The organism is Domibacillus sp. PGB-M46 (assembly GCF_022668875.1).
Lineage (GTDB): Bacteria > Bacillota > Bacilli > Bacillales > Domibacillaceae > Domibacillus.
In genome coordinates this window covers 253319-273005 of record NZ_JAKGCR010000003.1, presented here as the reverse complement: position 1 = coordinate 273005, position 19687 = coordinate 253319, and the positions used below count along the sequence as shown (strand labels likewise).

General features: G+C 47.4%; 20 protein-coding genes and 1 pseudogene. 5 read left to right on the top strand and 16 right to left on the bottom strand.

Annotated features, from left to right (window positions below):
* Window positions 1–7: 7 nt before the first annotated feature.
* The 8 genes from L2D08_RS05465 to speE form a co-directional block, all read right to left on the bottom strand.
* Window positions 8–1132, bottom strand: coding sequence for an acyl-CoA dehydrogenase (locus L2D08_RS05465; protein ID WP_242232734.1), 1125 nt, complete (start codon window positions 1130–1132; stop codon window positions 8–10).
* Window positions 1129–2202, bottom strand: coding sequence for an acyl-CoA dehydrogenase family protein (locus tag L2D08_RS05460; protein WP_242232733.1), 1074 nt, complete (start codon window positions 2200–2202; stop codon window positions 1129–1131). The genes L2D08_RS05465 and L2D08_RS05460 overlap by 4 nt, the downstream gene beginning before the upstream one ends.
* A 14-nt stretch (window positions 2203–2216) precedes the next feature.
* Window positions 2217–3068: a 3-hydroxybutyryl-CoA dehydrogenase gene (locus L2D08_RS05455; protein WP_242232732.1), complete on the bottom strand. Its 852-nt coding sequence runs from the start codon at window positions 3066–3068 to the stop codon at window positions 2217–2219.
* A gap of 19 nt (window positions 3069–3087) precedes the next feature.
* Window positions 3088–5175, bottom strand: a complete 2088-nt coding sequence (locus L2D08_RS05450) for a 4Fe-4S dicluster domain-containing protein (RefSeq protein WP_242232825.1) — start codon at window positions 5173–5175, stop codon at window positions 3088–3090.
* A gap of 114 nt (window positions 5176–5289) precedes the next feature.
* Window positions 5290–6960: an arginine--tRNA ligase gene (argS, locus tag L2D08_RS05445; protein ID WP_242232731.1), complete on the bottom strand. Its 1671-nt coding sequence runs from the start codon at window positions 6958–6960 to the stop codon at window positions 5290–5292.
* Complete coding sequence (locus tag L2D08_RS05440; RefSeq protein WP_242232730.1) at window positions 6957–7391, bottom strand: YwiB family protein; 435 nt, start codon at window positions 7389–7391, stop codon at window positions 6957–6959. The genes argS and L2D08_RS05440 overlap by 4 nt, the downstream gene beginning before the upstream one ends.
* Before the next feature lie 161 nt (window positions 7392–7552).
* Window positions 7553–8422 (bottom strand): agmatinase, encoded by an 870-nt coding sequence (gene speB, locus L2D08_RS05435; protein WP_242232729.1) that lies wholly within the window; start codon window positions 8420–8422, stop codon window positions 7553–7555.
* 1 nt (window position 8423) lies between these two features.
* Window positions 8424–9251, bottom strand: coding sequence for a polyamine aminopropyltransferase (gene speE / locus L2D08_RS05430; protein WP_242232728.1), 828 nt, complete (start codon window positions 9249–9251; stop codon window positions 8424–8426).
* 276 nt (window positions 9252–9527) lie between these two features.
* Between speE and L2D08_RS05425 the strand changes: the two genes are divergently transcribed.
* A complete protein-coding gene (locus tag L2D08_RS05425) occupies window positions 9528–11450 on the top strand; it encodes a transglycosylase domain-containing protein (protein ID WP_242232727.1) in 1923 nt (640 codons plus the stop codon).
* A 51-nt stretch (window positions 11451–11501) separates the two neighbouring features.
* Here the strand turns inward: L2D08_RS05425 and L2D08_RS05420 are convergent, their stop codons facing one another.
* The 4 genes from L2D08_RS05420 to L2D08_RS05405 all read right to left on the bottom strand — a co-directional run bounded on the left by L2D08_RS05420 (window position 11502) and on the right by L2D08_RS05405 (window position 14354).
* Window positions 11502–12014: a YwhD family protein gene (locus tag L2D08_RS05420; RefSeq protein WP_242232726.1), complete on the bottom strand. Its 513-nt coding sequence runs from the start codon at window positions 12012–12014 to the stop codon at window positions 11502–11504.
* Between the two features lie 16 nt (window positions 12015–12030).
* A complete protein-coding gene (locus L2D08_RS05415) occupies window positions 12031–12669 on the bottom strand; it encodes a site-2 protease family protein (RefSeq protein WP_242232725.1) in 639 nt (212 codons plus the stop codon).
* Between the two features lie 13 nt (window positions 12670–12682).
* Entirely contained in the window at window positions 12683–14023 is a 1341-nt protein-coding gene (locus tag L2D08_RS05410) for an HD domain-containing protein (RefSeq protein ID WP_255821843.1), read from the bottom strand.
* A 106-nt stretch (window positions 14024–14129) separates the two neighbouring features.
* Window positions 14130–14354 (bottom strand): YuzB family protein, encoded by a 225-nt coding sequence (locus L2D08_RS05405; protein WP_242232723.1) that lies wholly within the window; start codon window positions 14352–14354, stop codon window positions 14130–14132.
* Between the two features lie 137 nt (window positions 14355–14491).
* Here L2D08_RS05405 and L2D08_RS05400 point away from each other — a divergent pair, with 137 nt between their 5' ends.
* On the top strand, window positions 14492–15043 hold the full coding sequence (locus tag L2D08_RS05400) for an RsfA family transcriptional regulator (RefSeq protein WP_242232722.1): 552 nt from the start codon (window positions 14492–14494) through the stop codon (window positions 15041–15043).
* A gap of 2 nt (window positions 15044–15045) precedes the next feature.
* Here L2D08_RS05400 and lipL read toward each other — a convergent pair whose 3' ends face one another.
* Complete coding sequence (gene lipL, locus L2D08_RS05395; RefSeq protein ID WP_242232721.1) at window positions 15046–15876, bottom strand: octanoyl-[GcvH]:protein N-octanoyltransferase; 831 nt, start codon at window positions 15874–15876, stop codon at window positions 15046–15048.
* Between the two features lie 111 nt (window positions 15877–15987).
* Between lipL and hemQ the strand changes: the two genes are divergently transcribed.
* The 3 genes and pseudogenes from hemQ to gerQ all read left to right on the top strand — a co-directional run bounded on the left by hemQ (window position 15988) and on the right by gerQ (window position 17769).
* The gene (hemQ, locus tag L2D08_RS05390; RefSeq protein WP_242232720.1) at window positions 15988–16734 is read left to right on the top strand and encodes a hydrogen peroxide-dependent heme synthase; all 747 of its coding nucleotides are present in this window, start codon (window positions 15988–15990) and stop codon (window positions 16732–16734) included.
* 162 nt (window positions 16735–16896) lie between these two features.
* Window positions 16897–17272 (top strand): annotated as a pseudogene (locus L2D08_RS05385) (cell wall hydrolase).
* A gap of 20 nt (window positions 17273–17292) precedes the next feature.
* Window positions 17293–17769: a spore coat protein GerQ gene (gene gerQ, locus L2D08_RS05380; RefSeq protein WP_242232719.1), complete on the top strand. Its 477-nt coding sequence runs from the start codon at window positions 17293–17295 to the stop codon at window positions 17767–17769.
* 211 nt (window positions 17770–17980) lie between these two features.
* Here gerQ and L2D08_RS05375 read toward each other — a convergent pair whose 3' ends face one another.
* From L2D08_RS05375 to L2D08_RS05360, 3 genes are all read right to left on the bottom strand, one after another.
* Window positions 17981–18352, bottom strand: a complete 372-nt coding sequence (locus L2D08_RS05375; RefSeq protein ID WP_242232718.1) for a DUF423 domain-containing protein — start codon at window positions 18350–18352, stop codon at window positions 17981–17983.
* Window positions 18353–18364: 12 nt separating this feature from the next.
* The gene (locus L2D08_RS05370; RefSeq protein ID WP_242232717.1) at window positions 18365–18643 is read right to left on the bottom strand and encodes a YwdI family protein; all 279 of its coding nucleotides are present in this window, start codon (window positions 18641–18643) and stop codon (window positions 18365–18367) included.
* Window positions 18644–18989: 346 nt separating this feature from the next.
* Entirely contained in the window at window positions 18990–19673 is a 684-nt protein-coding gene (locus tag L2D08_RS05360) for a uracil-DNA glycosylase (protein ID WP_242232715.1), read from the bottom strand.
* Window positions 19674–19687: the final 14 nt, after the last annotated feature.

Below are 19687 nucleotides of genomic sequence, written 5' to 3'. Positions count from 1 at the left end.
CACCACCTTACGTTGATAAAAACCTGGAAATCACAAGACGCTGAATTTCCTGTGTCCCTTCATAAATTTGGGTAATTTTCGCATCACGCATAAAGCGCTCAACCGGATAATCTTTTGTATACCCGTAGCCTCCGAAAATTTGAACGGCTTCCGTCGTTACATACATAGCCGTATCACCAGCCATGAGCTTGGACATAGCCGATGCTTTTCCGTATGGAAGGCCTTCTGACTCCAGCCAGGCTGCTTGATAAGTCAGCAGTCTCGCCGCCTCAACAGAAGTTGCCATATCTGCGAGTTTAAACGAGATTCCCTGGTTAGCCATAATGGGTTTTCCAAACTGCCGGCGCTCTCTTGCATAGGAAAGTGCCGCATCCAGCGCTCCCTGTGCAATCCCGACCGCCTGGGCTGCAATGCCATTGCGGCCGCCGTCAAGCGTTTTCATCGCTATTTTAAAACCGCTTCCAATTTCACCTAATACATTTTCTACCGGAACGCGGCAATTGTCAAAGATAATTTCCGTGGTAGGGGACGAACGGATGCCCATTTTCTTTTCTTTTTTTCCAGTTGAAAATCCGTTAAATTGTTTTTCTACGATAAAAGCGGTCATCCCTTCCTCTGCTTTCGCAAAAACAATATATAAGTCAGCAACACCTCCGTTTGTAATAAAGACCTTGGAGCCATTTAAAACAAAAGAGGCGCCGTCACGGTGAGCTGTTGTTTTTAAGCTGGCCGCATCTGAACCGCTTCCGGGTTCCGTCAGTGCATAAGCACCTATTTTTTTCCCCTGGGCCAGCGGCTTTAAATATTTCTTTTTTTGCTCCTCTGTTCCAAATGCGTAAATCGGCCAGCTGGCCAGTGAGGTATGAGCCGACAGAGTAACACCTGTTGAAGCGCATACACGCGAGAGTTCTTCAATGGCCACACAGTAAGCAAGATAGTCACTGCCGATTCCTCCATATGCTTCCGGCCATGGGATTCCTGTTAAGCCGAGTTCCGCCATTTTGTGAAAAATCCCTGAATCAAAGCGCTCTTCTTCATCACGCTCGGCAGCAGACGGTGCAACTTCTTTTTCCGCAAAATCCCGCACCATTTTCCGGATCATGCTGTGCTCTTCTGACAATGTGAAGTTCATCTCCCCATCCCCTTTGCCAAATGCTTGCTGATCACCATTCGCTGAATTTCCGATGTTCCTTCGTAAATCTCCGTTACTTTGGCATCGCGGAAAAGCCGTTCTGCCGGCCCGTTTCCGGCAAGCTGGCTGATGCATTGGCTTGTGATGGCGACCGCTGCTTTTGAAGCAAAAAGCTTGGCCATAGAGGCTTCCCTTCCGCATGTCTGGCCGGCTGCACGTAAATACGCAGCCCGATAGACAAGCAGCCTGGCTGCCTCAACCGATACAGCCATATCAGCCAGCTCTATACCTGCACGGTTTTTCTTTGCATACTCAAAAGCTGCTTCTGCGATGCCGAGCGCCTGCGCTGCAATACCAATCCGTCCACCGTCCAAATTAGACATGGCAATATGAAAGCCTCTTCCTTCTTCTCCAAGTCTGTTTTGGAGCGGCAGACGCATGTCTTCAAAGGTAAGAGCCGTCGTTTTGGACCCGTGAAGACCCATTTTTTTCTCATCCTTGCCAATGAGAAAGCCAGGTGTACCTTTTTCGGCTATAAAAGCCGTAATACCGGCTTCCGACCTGGCAAAAATAACATATAAATCCGCTGCTCCGCCGTTTGTGACAAACAGCTTGGAACCATTTAAAACATAGGCATCTCCATCGCGGCGTGCTGTCGTTTTTAAAGAAGAGGCATCAGAGCCCGACGATGGCTCGGTTAAACAAAAAGCACCGAGCCATTTGCCGGAGGCGAGCTTTGGTATATACGTGTTCTTTTGTTCCTCCGTTCCAAAAGCCAGAATAGGGGCTGTGCCGACGGATGTATGAACCGACAAAATCACACCGGCCGCTGCGCTTACTTTTGACAGCTCGTGAACAGCCGTAATGTAGGAAACAAAATCAAGCCCGGCACCGCCATATTCTTTCGGCACCATCAGTCCCATCAGTCCATGCTCTGCCATTTTTTGAACGAGTGCATAAGGAAACTCGCCGGCTTCCATCTGTGGAACAAAGGTTGCCGCTATGTTTTCTGCAAAGTGCCGGGCCGCATTACGCGTTTTTTGCTGAACATCGGTCAGCTCAAGATTCATCCCTCCCGCCTCCTTTACTCGTATATATAAAACCCGCGCCCTGCTTTTTTACCGACCCAGCCAGCTTTTACATATTTCCGGAGCAGCGGGCATGGCCGGTATTTATCATCGCCAAAGCCTTCATGCAAAATCTCCATCACAGACAAACACGTGTCCAGCCCAATAAAATCCGCCAGCTCAATCGGCCCCATTGGATGATTCATACCAAGCTTCATGACATCATCAATGGCTTCTTTTGTGGCAGCTCCTTCATAAAGAGCATAAATCGCTTCATTGATCATTGGCATTAAAATCCGGTTAGATACAAACCCTGGAAAGTCATTGACTTCCACAGGTACTTTGCCAATCGTTCTAGCTACTTCCTCTACCTTCTTGTGGACTTCATCCGATGTAGCAAGCCCGCGAACAATTTCAACCAGTCTCATCACCGGCACCGGGTTCATAAAATGCATGCCAATCACGTTTTCCGGCCGATCCGTCGCCGCTGCGATTTCGGTAATCGGCAGAGAAGACGTATTAGAAGCCAAAATAGCATGGTCCTGGACGAGTTCATCCAGCTGCGAGAAAATCTCCCGCTTTACGTTCATATTCTCAACGACTGCTTCAATCACCATATCAGCCTCCGCTGCGTTGCCAAGAGAAGATGAGCCCTCCAGTCTGGCCAGAATATCCCCCTTCTCTTCCTCACTCATTCGCCTCTTTACCACTTGGCGGGCTAAATTTTTTCCGATTCTTTTCCAGCCCTCCTTCAAGTTCGCCTGGCTGATATCGTATAAAGCCACTTCATAGCCGGCCTGCGCACATACCTGTGCAATGCCTGCTCCCATTTGTCCGGCACCGATCACCATGATTTTTCTTACCTTCACCTGCGCCGTCCTCCTTTCATTAAGAAGCGCCCGCTTCTTTTTGTTGCCCTAGAACAGCCTTCTCCAGCAACTCAGCCACATCATAAGTGGCAACCGTCTCTTCTATTTCTTTTGCTTTCGTTCCATCATTGAGCATCGTTAAGCAGAACGGGCACCCCGAGCTGATTACAGATGGAGCCTGCTCTAGCGCTTGCTCCGTACGTGCCACATTAATGCGGTGGCCTGTATGCTCTTCCATCCACATCAAGCCTCCTCCTGCCCCGCAGCACATGCTGTTCTCCCGGCTGCGTTTCATTTCGACGAGCCGTACTCCGGGAATCGCAGCCAGGATATTCCGAGGCGGGTCATATACATCATTATACCGGCCAAGATAACAGGAATCATGGAAAGTGACTGTTTCGTTTACCGGATGCACCGGCTTCAACTTTCCTTCCCGTACAAGCGTATCTAACAGCTCGGTATGATGGTACACTTCCGCCTGAAATCCAAAATCCGGATATTCTCTTTTAAAGGCGTTATATGCGTGTGGATCGATCGTTACAATTTTTCGTATACCATGCTTCTCAAATTCGGCTATATTCGCAGCAGCGAGTTCCTGGAATAAAAATTCATTGCCGAGGCGCCGAGGCGTATCGCCCGAATTTTTTTCCTTGCTGCCTAAAATAGCAAAGGAAATGCCTGCTTCATTGAGCAGTCTTGCAAACGATAGGGCGATCTTCTGGCTTCGGCTGTCGAATGCACCCATAGAGCCGACCCAAAATAAATATTCCGGCTCCTCTCCCGCTTTTTGTGCTTCTTTCATTGTCGGAATGTAAACATCACTGCGCAGCTCCCGCCACTTTTCTTTGTCCTTCCGATTCAGTCCCCACGGGTTACCCTGCCGCTCGATATTTTGTATGGCCCGTTGTGCATCCGGGTTCATCTTTCCTTCTGTCAGTACCAGGTAGCGTCTCATATCAATAATTTTATCAACGTGTTCATTCATAACCGGGCACTGATCCTCACAATTCCGGCAGGTTGTACAGGCCCATAGCTCTTCTTCTGTGATGACGTCTCCAATCAGCTGCGGGCTGTATACAAAAGCCCCTTCAGCAATTTGATTGCCCTTTGTGTTGGAAAAAGCAAATGCCGGGACCCATGGCTGCTTTGAAGTAACCGCTGCTCCAGTAAAGGTCAGATGGTCCCGCAGCTTCACAATCAAGTCCATTGGTGACAGCATTTTACCTGTTCCGGTTGCCGGGCACATGGAAGTACAGCGGCCGCATTCTACACAGGCATACAAATCAAGCAGCTGTGCGCGGGTAAAGTCTTCTATTTTGCCTGCCCCGAAACTCTCCTGCGCCTCATCTTCAAAATCAATTTTACGAAGCGTCCCCGCCTGTTCGAGCCGGTGAATATACGTATTAACAGGGCCGGCAATCAAATGGGCGTGCTTTGACTGCGGCACATACACAAGAAAAGCGAGCAGCACCAGAAGATGCACCCACCACATCACATAAAACAGGCCAACGATGGCCGGCTGCGCAAGCCCGGCAAAAGGAATAGCAATGAGCGAGGCAATTGGCTCCGACCAGCCGAAACCGACGGCCTTTTCCTGCCAGAGAAGCCACATGCCGTTCCCTATTAAAACAGACAGCATAAGGGAACCGATAAAGACGAGCACAAGACCGCTTTTCCAGCCGCGCTTTAAGCGAACGAGCTTTTCAATGTAGCGGCGGTAGAATGCCCAGACGACGGCAGCGAGAATGACGAGCGTAACCACTTCCTGAAAAAACGTAAAAGAGCCGTAAAGCGGACCAAGCGGCAAATGGGCACCCGGCACCACCCCTTTTATAATAAAATCGAGCGCTCCAAGCTGTACAAGCAAAAAACCATAAAAAAACATCACGTGAATAGCCCCGCTTTTTCTATCTTTCAGCAGTTTTTTCTGGCCAAACACATGAACCATCATGTTTTTTAAACGTTCGTTTCTTTTAGAATGCCATTCTTCTTTCTTACCGAGCCGAATGAATGTGTAACGTGTTTTCAATAAATAAATGAACAAAAAGGTGGAGTAAGCGATTACAAATAGCGCCGCAGCCACATTCAGCCATAGCCATCCGTTCATCTTCATTCACGTCCCTTCCATTCCTTTTCTTTATCCTAATGTATGAATGAACATTCAGTCAATGCATAAAAAAGAAGAGCCTGTTCTTATTTTAAGAACAGGCTCTTTTATTTGTTACATCTTTTCCGGTGCTGATACACCGATCAGTTTCAATGCATTTTTCAATGTAATTTGTACAGCCTGCACAAGAGCAAGGCGTGCTTTGGACGCTTCTGCGTTTTCCTTGTCTACCACTTTATGGGCTCCGTAGAAACTGTGGAAGCCTGCCGCAAGATCATGCACATAGTTTGTAATGCGGTGCGGAATACGTTTTTCTGCCGCTTCGGCGACTACCTGCGGGAAGTCACCCAGTTTTTTCAGCAGGTCTACTTCTTTTTCAGACGTTAACAATGATACATTTGCTTCTGCCGATGCCGTTAAGCCTTGTTCAGCTGCCTGGCGCAAAATGCTGGAGATACGCGTGTATGCATACTGTGAGTAATAAACGGGGTTTTCATTAGACTGTGATACCGCAAGATCAAGGTCAAAGTCCATATGTGTATCGCCGCTGCGCATTGCAAAGAAGTAACGGACAGCATCCAGGCCGACTTCTTCTACCAGCTCACGCATCGTAACCGCTTTGCCTGTACGTTTGCTCATCTTCATTTTTTCGCCGTCTTTATACAGCTGCACCATTTGGATCACTTCTACTTCAAGCTGCTCCGGTTTCATGCCAAGTGCTTCAACGGCTGCTTTCATACGCGGAATGTAGCCATGGTGGTCGGCACCCCAGATGTTGATGACTTTGTCGAATCCACGCTCAAATTTATCACGGTGGTACGCAATATCCGGCGTTAAGTATGTGTATGAACCGTCCTGTTTGCGAAGAACACGGTCTTTATCATCGCCAAATGCTGTAGAACGGAACCAAAGTGCACCGTCTTCTTCGAATGTATGGCCATTTTGGTCAAGTGCTTTGAGCGCTTCGTCAATTTTGCCGTTTTCGTATAAAGAGGTTTCGGAGAACCACACATCAAATTTCACGCGGAAGTCCGCCAAGTCTTTTTGAAGCTTCGCCAGCTCCAGCTTTAAACCGTGAGCACGGAAAGCCTTGTAACGTTCATCTTCCGGCATATTGGCAAATTGATCGCCAAATTCTTCCGCCAGCTCTTTCCCGATATTGATAATATCCTTGCCATGGTAGCCGTCTTCCGGCATTTCTTTTTCAAGACCAAGCGCCTGGAAGTAACGGGCTTCAACAGACAAGGCCAGATTATGGATCTGGTTGCCGGCATCGTTAATATAATATTCACGCGTGACGTCATAACCAGCTGCATCTAATACATTGCACAGCGAATCGCCAACGGAAGCGCCGCGTGCGTGGCCCAGATGCAAATCACCCGTTGGATTAGCTGAAACAAATTCCACTTGAATTTTTTCGCCTTTGCCGGCATTGGATCTTCCGTATTCGTCTCCCGCTTTCAGCACAGACGGAACGAGATCCGTCAAATAGCTGTTATTCATGTAAAAGTTAATAAATCCGGGTCCGGCGATATCAATTTTCTCAACGGAACTCTTTGACAGGTCCATATTTTCCTGAATCGCTTCTGCAATTTGGCGTGGTGCTTTTTTGGCAATCCGCGCCAGCTGCATCGCCATGTTTGTCGAATAATCACCATGTGATTTATCTTTTGGTGTTTCAAGTAGGACAGCAGGAATTTCGCTCTCTGCGGCAAGTCCTGCTTTCAGGACAGCTTGTTTAATTTCTTCTTTGAGCTGTGCCTGCATTTGTTCTGCAATGTTCACAATTGTTCCTCCAGTTCATAGTGGATATTCATCGTATACGTGCCGACTGCATCGCCCTGCATAAGCAGGCTATATACTAACTCGGCTTGTCCGGTGCCCGCATCGTTCATGTTGTGGGTAAAGGTTTTGGTATCGGTTGTCAAAAGAAGCGTGCCGAACTGGCTTTCATATGAGCCGTTCAGCCGCTGCCCTTCTTCGAAAATCATCCGCATTTTCAAAGCACCGCTCCGCAGAATAAGCGCCCCTGCGTCTGCAAGCTTTACGATGGTGTGCACGACCCCCTCATCCTGCACTTCATCATATTTTAAAAATGTGGACCCCTCTTTTTTAAACAGCCGTCCAAACAGCGACAGCTCAAACGTTTCCTTTTCCCCTTCGTGCGCTACATCCGTCTTCACCCGGATTTTCACGGGCATCTGCTCATCTGCCACGCCGAATCACTTCCTTGTTGTAATGTGTGTTTATTTTAACACAGAAATCGTGCCGGCTAAACGTCTGTTTTTGGCAGCCCATTCGCCGTATCTGCTACACGTTGTAAACAAGCCGCCTTACCACAAACAAAAAAGTGTCCGGCAAGAAGCCGGACACACGTTTAAAAGAAACCGAGCAGCATTTCCCGAATCAGCTTCGATGCTGTATTCGCTGTTTGTTCAGAGTTATCGTAGATCGGCGCTACCTCAACAAGGTCCGCACCGATGACATTTACATCTGATCCCGCAATGGCATGAATGGATGCTAAAAGCTCTTTCGATGTAATACCGCCAGCGTCTACAGTTCCTGTACCTGGCGCATGAGCCGGATCCAGTACGTCGATGTCAATCGTTACATAAACCGGACGCCCCGCAAGCGTCGGCAGAATTTCTTTCAGCGGCTCCAGCACTTCAAATTTAGAAATGTGCATGCCGTTTTCTTTTGCCCACTGGAATTCTTCCTTCATACCGGAACGGATACCAAATGAGTATACATTTTTAGGACCGATATGCTCGGCAATTTTGCGAATTGGCGTAGAGTGTGACAAAGGCTCACCTTCGTACTCTTCGCGCAGATCGGTATGCGCGTCAAAATGAATGATCGCCAAATCCTTATACTTTTTCGCCGCTGCTTTCATAACTGGCCATGATACCAAGTGCTCGCCGCCCATACCAAGCGGCTTTTTGCCGGCTTCAAGCAGTCCATCAATATATTCCTCAATGATATCGAGGCTTCTTTGTGCGTTGCCAAATGGCAATGGAATGTCCCCTGCATCAAAATACGCAACTTCGTGCAGCTCACGATCTAAATAGGCGCTGTATTCTTCAAGCCCGATCGATACTTCGCGAATGCGGGCCGGGCCGAAGCGCGAACCTGGACGGTAGCTTACCGTCCAGTCCATCGGCATGCCATACAGCACGACATCACTGTCTTCAAATGATGTTTGCGTTCCAATAAATACATTTCCTGAATATGCTTCGTCAAATCTCATCTTATGTTAAATCCTGCACGAATTTTGGCAGCGCAAATGCCGCTTTGTGCAGCTCTTTCGTATAGTATTTTGTTTCGATATCGTGGAAACGGCTCTCTTCCACCTGAAGCGGATCGTGTTTTTTCGAGCCAATTGTAAAGCACCAAAGGCCGCTCGGATATGTTGGGATATTAGCTGTGTACAGACGTGTAATTGGGAAAATTTCTTTTACATCCGCCTGCACCTGACGGATAAGCTCTGCTTTAAACCAAGGATTGTCACACTGCGCCACAAAAATACCGTCTTCTTTCAATGCTTTAGAAATACCGGCATAAAAGCCTTTTGTAAATAAGTTAACAGCCGGGCCGACTGGCTCTGTTGAATCGACCATAATGACGTCATACTCATTTTCAGACTCTGCGATATGCATAAAGCCGTCGCCTACTTTTACTTCAACGCGAGGATCATCCAGGTCGCCTGCGATGTCAGGCAGATATACCTTCGAATACTCGATGACTTTGCCGTCGATTTCAGCAAGCGTTGCTTTTTCAACAGATGGGTGCTTTAGCACTTCGCGGATTACACCGCCGTCGCCGCCGCCAACAACCAATACATTTTTCGGGTTTGGATGTGTAAATAGTGGTACGTGTGCCACCATTTCGTGATAAACAAACTCATCACGCTGGCTCGTCATAACCATGCCGTCCAAAAACAGCATATTGCCCCACTCTTCTGTTTCCACCATTTCTAAATATTGAAAATCCGTTTGTTCTGTATGCAAAGTACGTTTCACTTTCATCGTGATGCCGTAGCTGCCTGTCTGCTTTTCGGTATACCATAGTTCACTCATGATACTGCCTCCTTCTTAATGATAAGGATATTACTTTATTCTCTTGGAGAATAAAGGCTAAACCCATAGCATCCTGCTAGGACGCCTTTATGACCTGCATCCCGCAGGCCTCAAGAAAAAAGTATAGAACAATTTGACGAAAAAGCATAGTGAATTTATATGAAGACGTTTAAAAATTCGCCATTTTTTTCATACTAATAAATAAGCAAGATACCTGGAGCTGGGCAAAATTTAAAATAAAGCTTTTTCATCTAAAGAAAAACGAGGTGATGCAGCATGAAAAAGTGGCTCATGGCGATACTTGTTTCAATCATCGGGGCCGTCATTGTCTTTTTTTACGCGTTGTATGCGGCCGGTCCCCCAGATATAACAGTGCCGCGTTCGACCCTTTTTTATGCGGCTGACGGAACAAAAGCCGCTGAAGCACATGGAGGAGAAAAGCGGTACTGGGTAAAGCTCGAAGATATCTCCCCTTATGTGATTGATGCGGTGATCTCCATTGAAGACAAGCAATTTTACAATCACTTTGGCCTGGATCCAAAGCGCATTGCCGGTGCCGCTTTGGCTGATATAAAAGCAGGGGCAAAAGTCCAAGGGGCAAGTACAATCACGCAGCAGTATGCGCGCAATATTTTTTTAACCCACGATAAAACGTGGACACGTAAAGCAAAAGAAGCCTGGCAGGCGCTTCGTCTTGAAGCGTTTTACTCAAAAGATGAGATTTTAGAAGGGTACTTGAATACCGTATATTTTGGGCATGGCGCTTACGGAATAGAAGCGGCCTCCCAATTTTATTACGGCAAGCCGGCCGCTGCCCTGAGTGTTTCCGAGGCAGCGCTTCTAGCCGGTATTCCAAAGGGGCCTTCAGTTTACTCTCCACTCATCTCACGAGAAAAATCTGAGCAGCGCCGCCGGCTTATTTTATCCGAAATGCATTTGTCTAAACATGAATATGAAAAAGCAGTAGCGGACGCCCCGCGGATCACCGGCGCTTTTGCCGATGACGAAAACAGTGCGCCTTACTTTATAGATGCCGTACGAGGTGAGCTTGAGTCACTTGGTTTTCGGGAGCAAAGCGGCTTGAAAGTGTATACAACCCTTCAGCCACGGCATCAAAAAGCAGCCGATCAAGCGATGGCAGACGGCATTGCGAGCGGCGCTTCCATTCAATCCGCCCTTGTTTCTATTGATCCGGACACCCATTATGTAACAGCCCTGTCCGGCGGGCGCAATTATCGGGAAAGTCCTTTTAACCGGGCTGTGCAGGCGTTCAGGCAGCCAGGATCCTTAATGAAGCCTTTTTTGTATTATGAAGCGCTTGGGCAGGGGATGACCCCTCTTACAAAAAGAAAGAGTGAGCCAACGACGTTTGAAGGAAATTATTCACCGAAAAATTTCAACAGCCAGTATGCGGAGCGTGCTGTGACAATGGCTGAAGCACTCGCCGTTTCCGACAATATTTATGCAGTCAAAACCAATATGCTGCTCGAACCGGAAACACTCGTGCAGACGATGGAAGAGTTTGGTGTTACCTCCAAGCTTCAAGCCGTTCCCTCTCTTGCACTCGGAACCTCCGGGATGACCGTTCTTGAAACAGCGAATGCCTACGCAACCATTGCATCGGGAGGCACATTTGCGAAGCCTGTCTTTATTACAAAAGTGGAAAGTATGGACGGAGAAGTGCTGTACCAGTATGACAAGCAGCAGGAACAGCGGCTTGATAGAAACAAAATGGCCGTACTGACACGGCTGATGACGGGGATGTTCGATAAAACGATGAGTGATTATGCCTCACCAACGGGAACGGTGATCGCTTCTTCCCTGACACGGCCTTACGCCGGCAAATCCGGGTCCACTCCTTATGATTACTGGATGGCAGGTTTTACGCCTTCACTTGTATCCGTCGTGTGGACCGGCTATGACAACGGAGCGGAAATCACGAAAACCGAAGACCGGTCACGGGCAAAAGTGATCTGGGCAAAGTTTATGGAAGAAGCTCATAAAGGACAGAATCCAAAGGAATTTACCTGGCCGCGCGAGCTGGTTGAAGTTGAAGTAGATATTAAAACGGGCACAGCCTGCAGCGGAGGGCACAAGCTTTTGTTTGAACCTGGCACCGAGCCAGAGACGAAATGTCCGAAAGATGAGAAGCATACAGAAGATATGCTGTATCCCGATCTGCCTGAATGGTTCCGATAATAAAAAAACCCGGGAATCCTCCCGGGTTTTTCTGCGTTTTGTATAGGTTGTTTAAGCTTCTGACACGGTTAAACCGTTTTTCAGCTCATCCGACGAAAGATCCCACATTTGTTCATTATGGCTGATGAGGAAATCGCGCAGTATAGTTTTGGAACGATCATCCATTACATCTACAATAATATGGCGCTTGAGCGATTTGTCCATCCGGTTAACATGCTCCGGCAGCGACTTGTATCCGCGCCGGATGTCGCGATTAACTGTCATTTCACATGCGGTTACCCCTGCATAATAAGGCCCTTCTTCTTTTCGGTCTACGGTTACCCAAACGAGCCAATAAGGTTTGGCATCCGGAACTTCTTCTTTTGTTTTTAAAAATTTAATGCCTTTTTCCACAGCACTCCGGGCATGCATCGCACCGATATCAATATGAGCCGATCCTTCTTCTACGTCAATAATGACCGGTGAAACCTCCTCTAAGCTGAGTGCACCTTTTCCAAATCCTTTATGCCCGTCGGTCGGATCGTTTTTAATGATATTAAAGCCGACTTTCTTTTTTTGTTCCATTGTTTATTAGCCCTCCTTACAAGAATACGCTAAAAATAGCATTAAAGCCTGCTAAAACAGCTGAAGTCAGCTGACTTAAAAATGGACTTACCGTATAATCTCCCAGCGGTGTAATGACTAAAATTAAAAACAGCAGTACACCATATTGTTCATACTGTGTCATTTTAACCCGCAGATTGGCCGGAGCCAAATCTTCTAAAATCCGGTAGCCATCCAGCGGCGGGAACGGAAGCAGGTTAAACACAAACAGAAGCACGTTCAAATACACCATCATATATAACAGCTGAAAAACAAACTCATTCGCATTTGCCCCGACCCCGTATAGAATACCCATGGCAATAAACGCAATTAAAAAATTGCTGAGCGGTCCGGCAAGCGATACAAGCACGCCGGCCAGCTTCGGGTTTTTAAAATGGCGGCGGTTTACCGGCACCGGCCGCGCCCAGCCAAACCCGGCAATAAGGATAAAAATAGTGCCGATCGGGTCCAAATGATGCACCGGGTTCAACGTAAGACGCCCTTGATTTTTGGCCGTATCATCCCCAAATTTGTACGCCGTATACGCATGAGCAAATTCATGTACCGTAAAAGCCACCAGCAGCGAGATGATTACAAACGGCAGCTGTTCCAATTCAAACGCCAAAAATTGTTCCAATCCGTTGTCCCCTTTACTTTCGATATAGTTCTAATATACTTTTGATCTTCCGTTTAGCTGTTCGGTTTGAAGATTCATCCCGGAGCAGATCAATAGGGAAATAAAGCTTGTGATCTGTACGCCGCTTGCCGGAGATCGCTTCGACGATATCAGAGCGCCCGGATAATTCCTGCAGCGTTTCCCCATCTTTCATCAATAGATAAATCGGCTGCCGTTCCGTTTCAATGCCCGGCCGGTAAAAGTCATACGGCAGGTCGGAGGAAGAATCATGAACGAGGTAATATTCCGGATCGATGCCTGCTTTTCGGAACAGCTCTTCCAGCTCTGCATATTTTTCCTGCTCGGCTTCCGGGTCAAATTCTACGTATTTAAATAAATTCCGGTTCATAAATCGGCTGCATAAATCCTGCAAAATAGCATCATCTTCATCCTGCCAGACGTGAAAATAAAACATAATGACGGACTCATCCAAATTCACATATTCTTCAAGCGAGCAGTCCCCGTCAAACAGGGAAATAAAGTGAACCGGCTTCTGTCGGAACGAATATCCCTGTTTATACAGCTGCTTTGCCCGCTGCAGGGTTTTAGAAAGCAGCACTTCGGCACTGCGCGTAACAGGATGGAAGTAAATCTGCCAGTACATTTGATAGCGGCTCATAATATAATCCTCTACCGCATGCATGCCGCTTAATTTAAACACAGCCTGCTCCTCGCGCGGACGAATCACCCGCAGAATGCGCTCCATATCAAAATGTCCGTAGCTTACACCCGTGTAATAGGCGTCACGCTGCAGATAATCCATACGGTCTGCGTCAATCTGGCTTGAAATCAAGCTGACTACCAGCTTATTCGGATATGTTTTGTTAATAACCGCTGCTACTTTTTCCGGGAAATCGTTGCTCACCCGCCGCAGCACCCGGTTAATATCCGTGTCACCGAGCACAATCTTTTTGGTATATTCTTCGTGATCGAGGCCAAACACTTTTTCAAAGGAATGAGAAAAAGGCCCATGCCCGACATCATGCAGCAGTGCTGCGCAAAGGCTGACCAGCCGTTCTTCCGGGTTCCATTCTGATCTGCCCCGAAAAATGTCATCAACCATTCGGCGGACAATTTCATAGACACCGAGAGAATGATTAAACCGGCTATGCTCCGCCCCATGAAAAGTAAAGTACGTCGTACCGAGCTGGCGAATTCGGCGCAGCCGCTGAAACTCTTTCGTGCCGATCAAATCCCAAATTACTACATCCCGCACATGAACATAGCGGTGAACCGGGTCTTTAAATACTTTCTCTTCTTTCAACTTCTGCTTCGCGTAGCTCACATGCGCGCCCCCCGTCTCTTTTTTGTTCATTATAACGGAAAAATCAATCATTATGGGAAAATTCGCATTGACAAATGCATATACTGCTAGCACATAGAAAAAAATCACCTTTTTTCGAAAGAAAAGGTGATTCACATTATGACTTTAATTTTTTCTGTATTTTCTCCATCAATTCATCTTCTGTCAATGCCGCAACTGGACGATTATTGACAAAAGCAAACGTTTTTTTTCGGCCAGGGCCGCAATAGGATTGGCATTTTACATCAATGGATGCATCCGGATCCAATTTTTCGAGCTTCGGAATCAGTGTTTTCAGATTCACTGCCTGGCAATCATCGCATACGCGAAATTCATTCGCCATATTAACTCTTCCTTTCCGTTTATTCATCCCGATATTTTACATGGAAAAAAGCATGTTTGCAAGCTTGCCGCGTATAAAAGAAATCCTATCTGGCAATCCTGTTCATAGAGACTATTTTCATAAGGAGAGATGATAAGATGAAAGTTCGTCAAGATGCCTGGTCAGAAGAAAACGATCTGCTGCTCGCCGAAACCGTTCTTCGTCACGTACGCGAAGGAAGCACGCAATTAAACGCATTTGAAGAAGTCGGCGACTTATTAAACCGCACATCAGCTGCCTGCGGATTCCGCTGGAACGCTGTTGTGCGCACCCAGTATGAAAAAGCACTCAGCCTCGCTAAAAAGCAGCGCAAGCAGCGCAGCCGTACCATCGAGAAAAAGACGCTGTATACGCCGCCGGCAGAAGGTTCGCAGGCGATCACACTGGCTGATGTGATCGGCTATTTGCAGAGTCTTGATTCTATCGATGCAGTTAAAGCAGAAAACGAGCGGCTGCGTGCCGAGAATGAGCAGCTGCAGTGCCGCTTGAATAAAATTGAACAGTCATCTGAAATTATGCAGGAAGACTATGAAACACTAATGAAAATCATGAACCGCGCCCGCAAGTTTGTCGCATTAGATGACGAAGAAGGCGCTGCGGTTACCTTTAAGATGGAACAAAACGGAAACCTGGAAAAAGTGGCAGAGTAATATTAAGCAAGAGCCCTGTCGTTTCGTTCGATCACACGCTGCAAATAACCGTCAAAGACATCTGCTTCAAATGAAGTCATAGAGCCGCTTTCAAGCGGACCGCCAAGTTCTTGCAGCGACTTTAAAAATCGTATGATGACATCTTGGATGGTGAGCGGTTTTCTGATCAGCTCTTCAAGTGAAGCCATCACCTCGGGCTGAATATCAGGGTACACCCATTTTGTCTGAGCCTGCCGCTTGGCTGCTTCGTAAAAAGAACGGACAACTGCGGCACGCTCTGAGCCGCTTCCATTTACACACAAGTAGATTTGAACGGCTACACCTTTTTTCAAGCGGCGCTGCGAAATACCAGCGAATTTCCTGCCGCCAATGCTAAGATCATAGCTTCCTGGACAATAGGATCCAACAATTTCATAGGCATCGATATCGGCCTCCGGAAACATATGGCGAACGAGTGTATACATCGCTTCATAGCCGCGGTCAATATCGATGCCTTTTTCCGTGTCCGGCACCAAAAGCGATAAGTTCAGTACACCTTCGTCCAAAAGCACCGCAAGCCCGCCTGAATTGCGGACAATGACCCGGTAGCCCTCGTTCTCAAGCACCTCCACCCCTTCCTTTAAATAAGGCAGCTTTGTATCTTGAATGCCAAGCACAATGGTGTCATGATGCACCCAGGCACGGGCCGTTGCAGGGCTTTGCCCGGCGCCAATCGCTGTTGCAAGGGCGTCATCGGCAGCAAATGAATGAATAGGGTTAAATCCTGGCCCGTAAGCGGATTGGTCGATAAACCGCCAAAGCGGACGGCGCAGAAGCGCTTCTGATTGATCCATAACGATTCTCCTTCACAAAATGTTCTTCTTTTACTGTAGCCTTCTGGCGGGAGTCGTTCAAGCTTTTTATGATATAGTAAGTAGGACTATACTACATAGGAGATGAAGAACATGAGTGAAGCAGCAAAAACGCTGGACGGCTGGTATTGCTTGCACGATTTCCGCTCGATTGACTGGGCAGCATGGAAAATGCTGTCAAGCAGTGAACGAGAAGGTGCTCTGGCCGAATTCCGCAAATTCTTATATAAACTGGAAGAAACACAGGAAATGAAAGCTGGCAGCCACTCCTTCTACAGCATTATTGGCCAAAAAGCTGATTTTATGCTGATGATTTTGCGCCCGACAATGGCAGAGCTGAATGTAATTGAAACAGAATTCAACAAGCTGAAAATTGCCGAATTTACCATCCCGGCGTATTCCTATGTATCCGTTGTCGAACTAAGCAACTACCTGTCTTCTGAGGAAGATCCGTACCAAAACCCGCAAATTCGCGCTCGTTTGTATCCGGAGCTTCCTAAAACAGAGTATGTATGCTTCTATCCAATGGATAAACGCCGCCAGGGTGAAGATAACTGGTACATGCTGCCAATGAAAGACCGCGGCAATTTAATGCGCAGCCACGGTATGATTGGCCGCCAGTATGCCGGCCTTGTGAAACAAATTATTACCGGTTCGGTTGGATTTGACGATTACGAATGGGGTGTCACGCTTTATGCGGATGATGTGCTTCAGTTTAAAAAGCTTATCTATGAGATGCGCTTTGATGAAGTAAGTGCCCGCTACGGCGAATTCGGTTCTTTCTTTGTCGGCCATTTGCTGACAGACGAAAAGTTTACACAAATGATGCATATCCAATAACCTTTTCAGACGGTGTCTTTCAGGCATCGTTTTTTTATGTGCATTTTTTGCCGGCACTCCCCTTTTATTGTATGGAACATAATGGTTAGAGTTTATGGATTCAGGCGTAAGCCCAGCACCGACTTTATGCGTTTTGCATAAAGTAAATCGGGAGGTGTTGATGTGGCTGTTGTTGCTCATACGGAAGAGGATGTAAAACTTCCGGCACGCTTGGCATGCTGATGGTTAGCAATGTCGGCGTAAACCGGACACGGTCTGGCTGTCTTGATTTCAAAGATATCCGCACGGTTTTTCAGTCACCCGGCGGCTTTGAAACAACACCGAAAAGCTATTTTTATCAAGGTGCCCGCCAGCAGAACATCGACCTGGCACGAAAAGTATTAAGAGGCGGCCGCTGCCATCCGGCTTCCAATGCCCTTGGTTTTTTGAGCCAGCCGACGGATGCCCTGCCCAGTGGTTTAACCAGCCGAATACAGGCCGATATAAATCCCACTGCTTTTTTAGTCCGCTTCGTTCTGTTTGTCCATCTGTTTACTAAATAAGGAGGCGTTTTTTTTCATGAATCCATTTCAGTATGTACCGGCCCAGGGACCGATGAATCAGGGAAGCATGAATCAAGGAAGTATGAACCAAACCGGGCCGCAGACACTGCCTCCAGTAGGTATGGGCCAAGGCCAAGGCCAAGGTATGGGCCAGGGCATGGGCCAGGGCATGGGTCAAGGCATGGGACCGGGTATGGGCCAGGGCATGGGGCCTGGTGGACCTGGCGGAGGAGCCGGCCTGCAGCAATTTGAAGAATCCTACATTGAAAATATTTTCCGCTTAAACCGCGGCAAAATGGTGACCGTGTATACAACGTTTGAAAACAATAAAGAATGGAATGCTAAAGTGTTCCGCGGCCGCATTGAAGCGGCCGGGCGCGACCACCTTATTTTAAGCAGCCCTTCAACCAACCAGCGCTTTTTAATTCCGCTTCTTTACCTTGATTATGCTGTCTTTGATGGGGAAATTGCTTACGAGTACCCGTTTAGTTAAAAAAGGGCGGCATGGAGGCCGCTCTTGTGAGAATGTAGACAAAGCAAGAAAACAGGCTGATTGAAAACGCCTGCTCTTCCAGGAGGGCCGCTTGCCCGGAAGCGAAGTGACCTCTTGGGTGAAGGTCATGAGCATTTACAGCCGGAAAGTGATGCCGAAAGCAGGCGATTGAGGTCAGCTTGAAAAGAGCGGCATGGAGGCCGCTTTTTTCCTACATATTTTTAACGGCTGCTACAATAAGCAGTACCCAGGCAGCAAGAAATGCCACGCCGCCAATCGGCGTAATCGCACCAAGCTTGCTGATGCCTGTAAGAACTAACACGAATAAGCTGCCGGAAAACAGCATGATTCCTGCAAACATAAGCCAGCCCGACCAGTTCAGTGCAGAGCTGCCCACAAACTGCCCCATTAAAAAGCCGACGATCATTAAACCGAGCGCATGAAACATTTGGTATTGAACCGCCGTTTTCCAAATGTCCAAATACTTCGCTTCTACTTTTCCTTCAAGCCCATGGGAGCCAAACGCGCCAAGCGCAACCGCTAAAAAGGCATGGACTGCCCCTAGAATAATAAATAATTTCATGATTCTGCTCCTTTAAAAATCAAAAATTGAATCTCCATTTGATCCGTCTTCTGTCGCGATCCGCTCTTTCTGGCCAACAATCTGCACAGGCTCCTGGACTGGCGGCGACATGATGGCTGGCGTAACAGAAGCCTGCTTCGGCGCAGGCATGTCCATTCCAGCTCCAATAAGCAAGTCGCACATCGACTTGATCGCATAAATATGCCGTTCCATTTCCCCTGGACCGGCGTTTCTTGCCGCAGCTATTTCCTGCTCCATTTTCTGCAGCACTTTCTCATGGGATACATTCACTTTTTAACACCTTCTTTCGGAGAAAATTGAAAACATGAATGGCCTGATGACCGTTTTACAACCACAGACGGCATCTGCTTTGTTTTAAATCCAAATGCCCGGCAGCCACGAGGAGCCTGCGCATCCCATGTGACAAAAAAATGCCGGCATTTCATACAATTCGGTTCCGCTTTCAACACGTCCCTTCCCCGTTTCACGTGAAACATCAGACTGCTGGAAATATACGCACGCTTTTTAAAGCAGATAGCCCGAAAAGAGCTGGGCTGCATAGTGAAAGGCTTTGCTTATAAAAGAACAGACGCTTCCAGACAGCCTGCTTTTTTGATTTCTTTGTTCTTTGAACAATTTATACGTTTGAATCGAGGCACCAATTAATCGGGCTTTCTCCCATAGAAGCGAGCGCTTCATTTGCCTTGGAGAATGGCCGGCTTCCGAAAAATCCGCGTGATGCTGATAATGGACTTGGATGAGGCGATTCAATAATAACATGCCTGTTTATGTCGATTAAGGCTTTTTTGCTTTGTGCTGGTCTTCCCCAAAGTAAAAATACAACCGGCTTCTCCCGCTCGCTGATAAGTCTGATTACCTGATCCGTAAACGTTTCCCACCCCTTGTTCCGATGAGAATTTGCTTTTCCCTCTCGAACAGTTAAAACCGTGTTTAACAGGAGAACTCCTTCATCTGCCCATTGTTTTAAATATCCATGATTCGGAACTTCACATCCAATATCTTCCTTAAGTTCCTTATACATATTTTTTAAGGATGGCGGCGGTTTAATGCCAGGCTGAACCGAAAAGCTTAAGCCGTGCGCCTGGTTCGGTCCATGATACGGGTCCTGGCCAAGAATGACGACCTTTACATTTTGGTACGGCGTAAAATGAAGGGCATTAAAAATATCATCCATATCAGGATGGATCACCTGTGTACTGTATTCTTCTTTTAAGAATGACCGCAGCTCCTGGTAATAAGGTTTTTCAAATTCACCTTCAAGCAGCGGTGCCCAGTCATTTGTTAAGATTTTTTTATTCATACGGCTCACCTCCT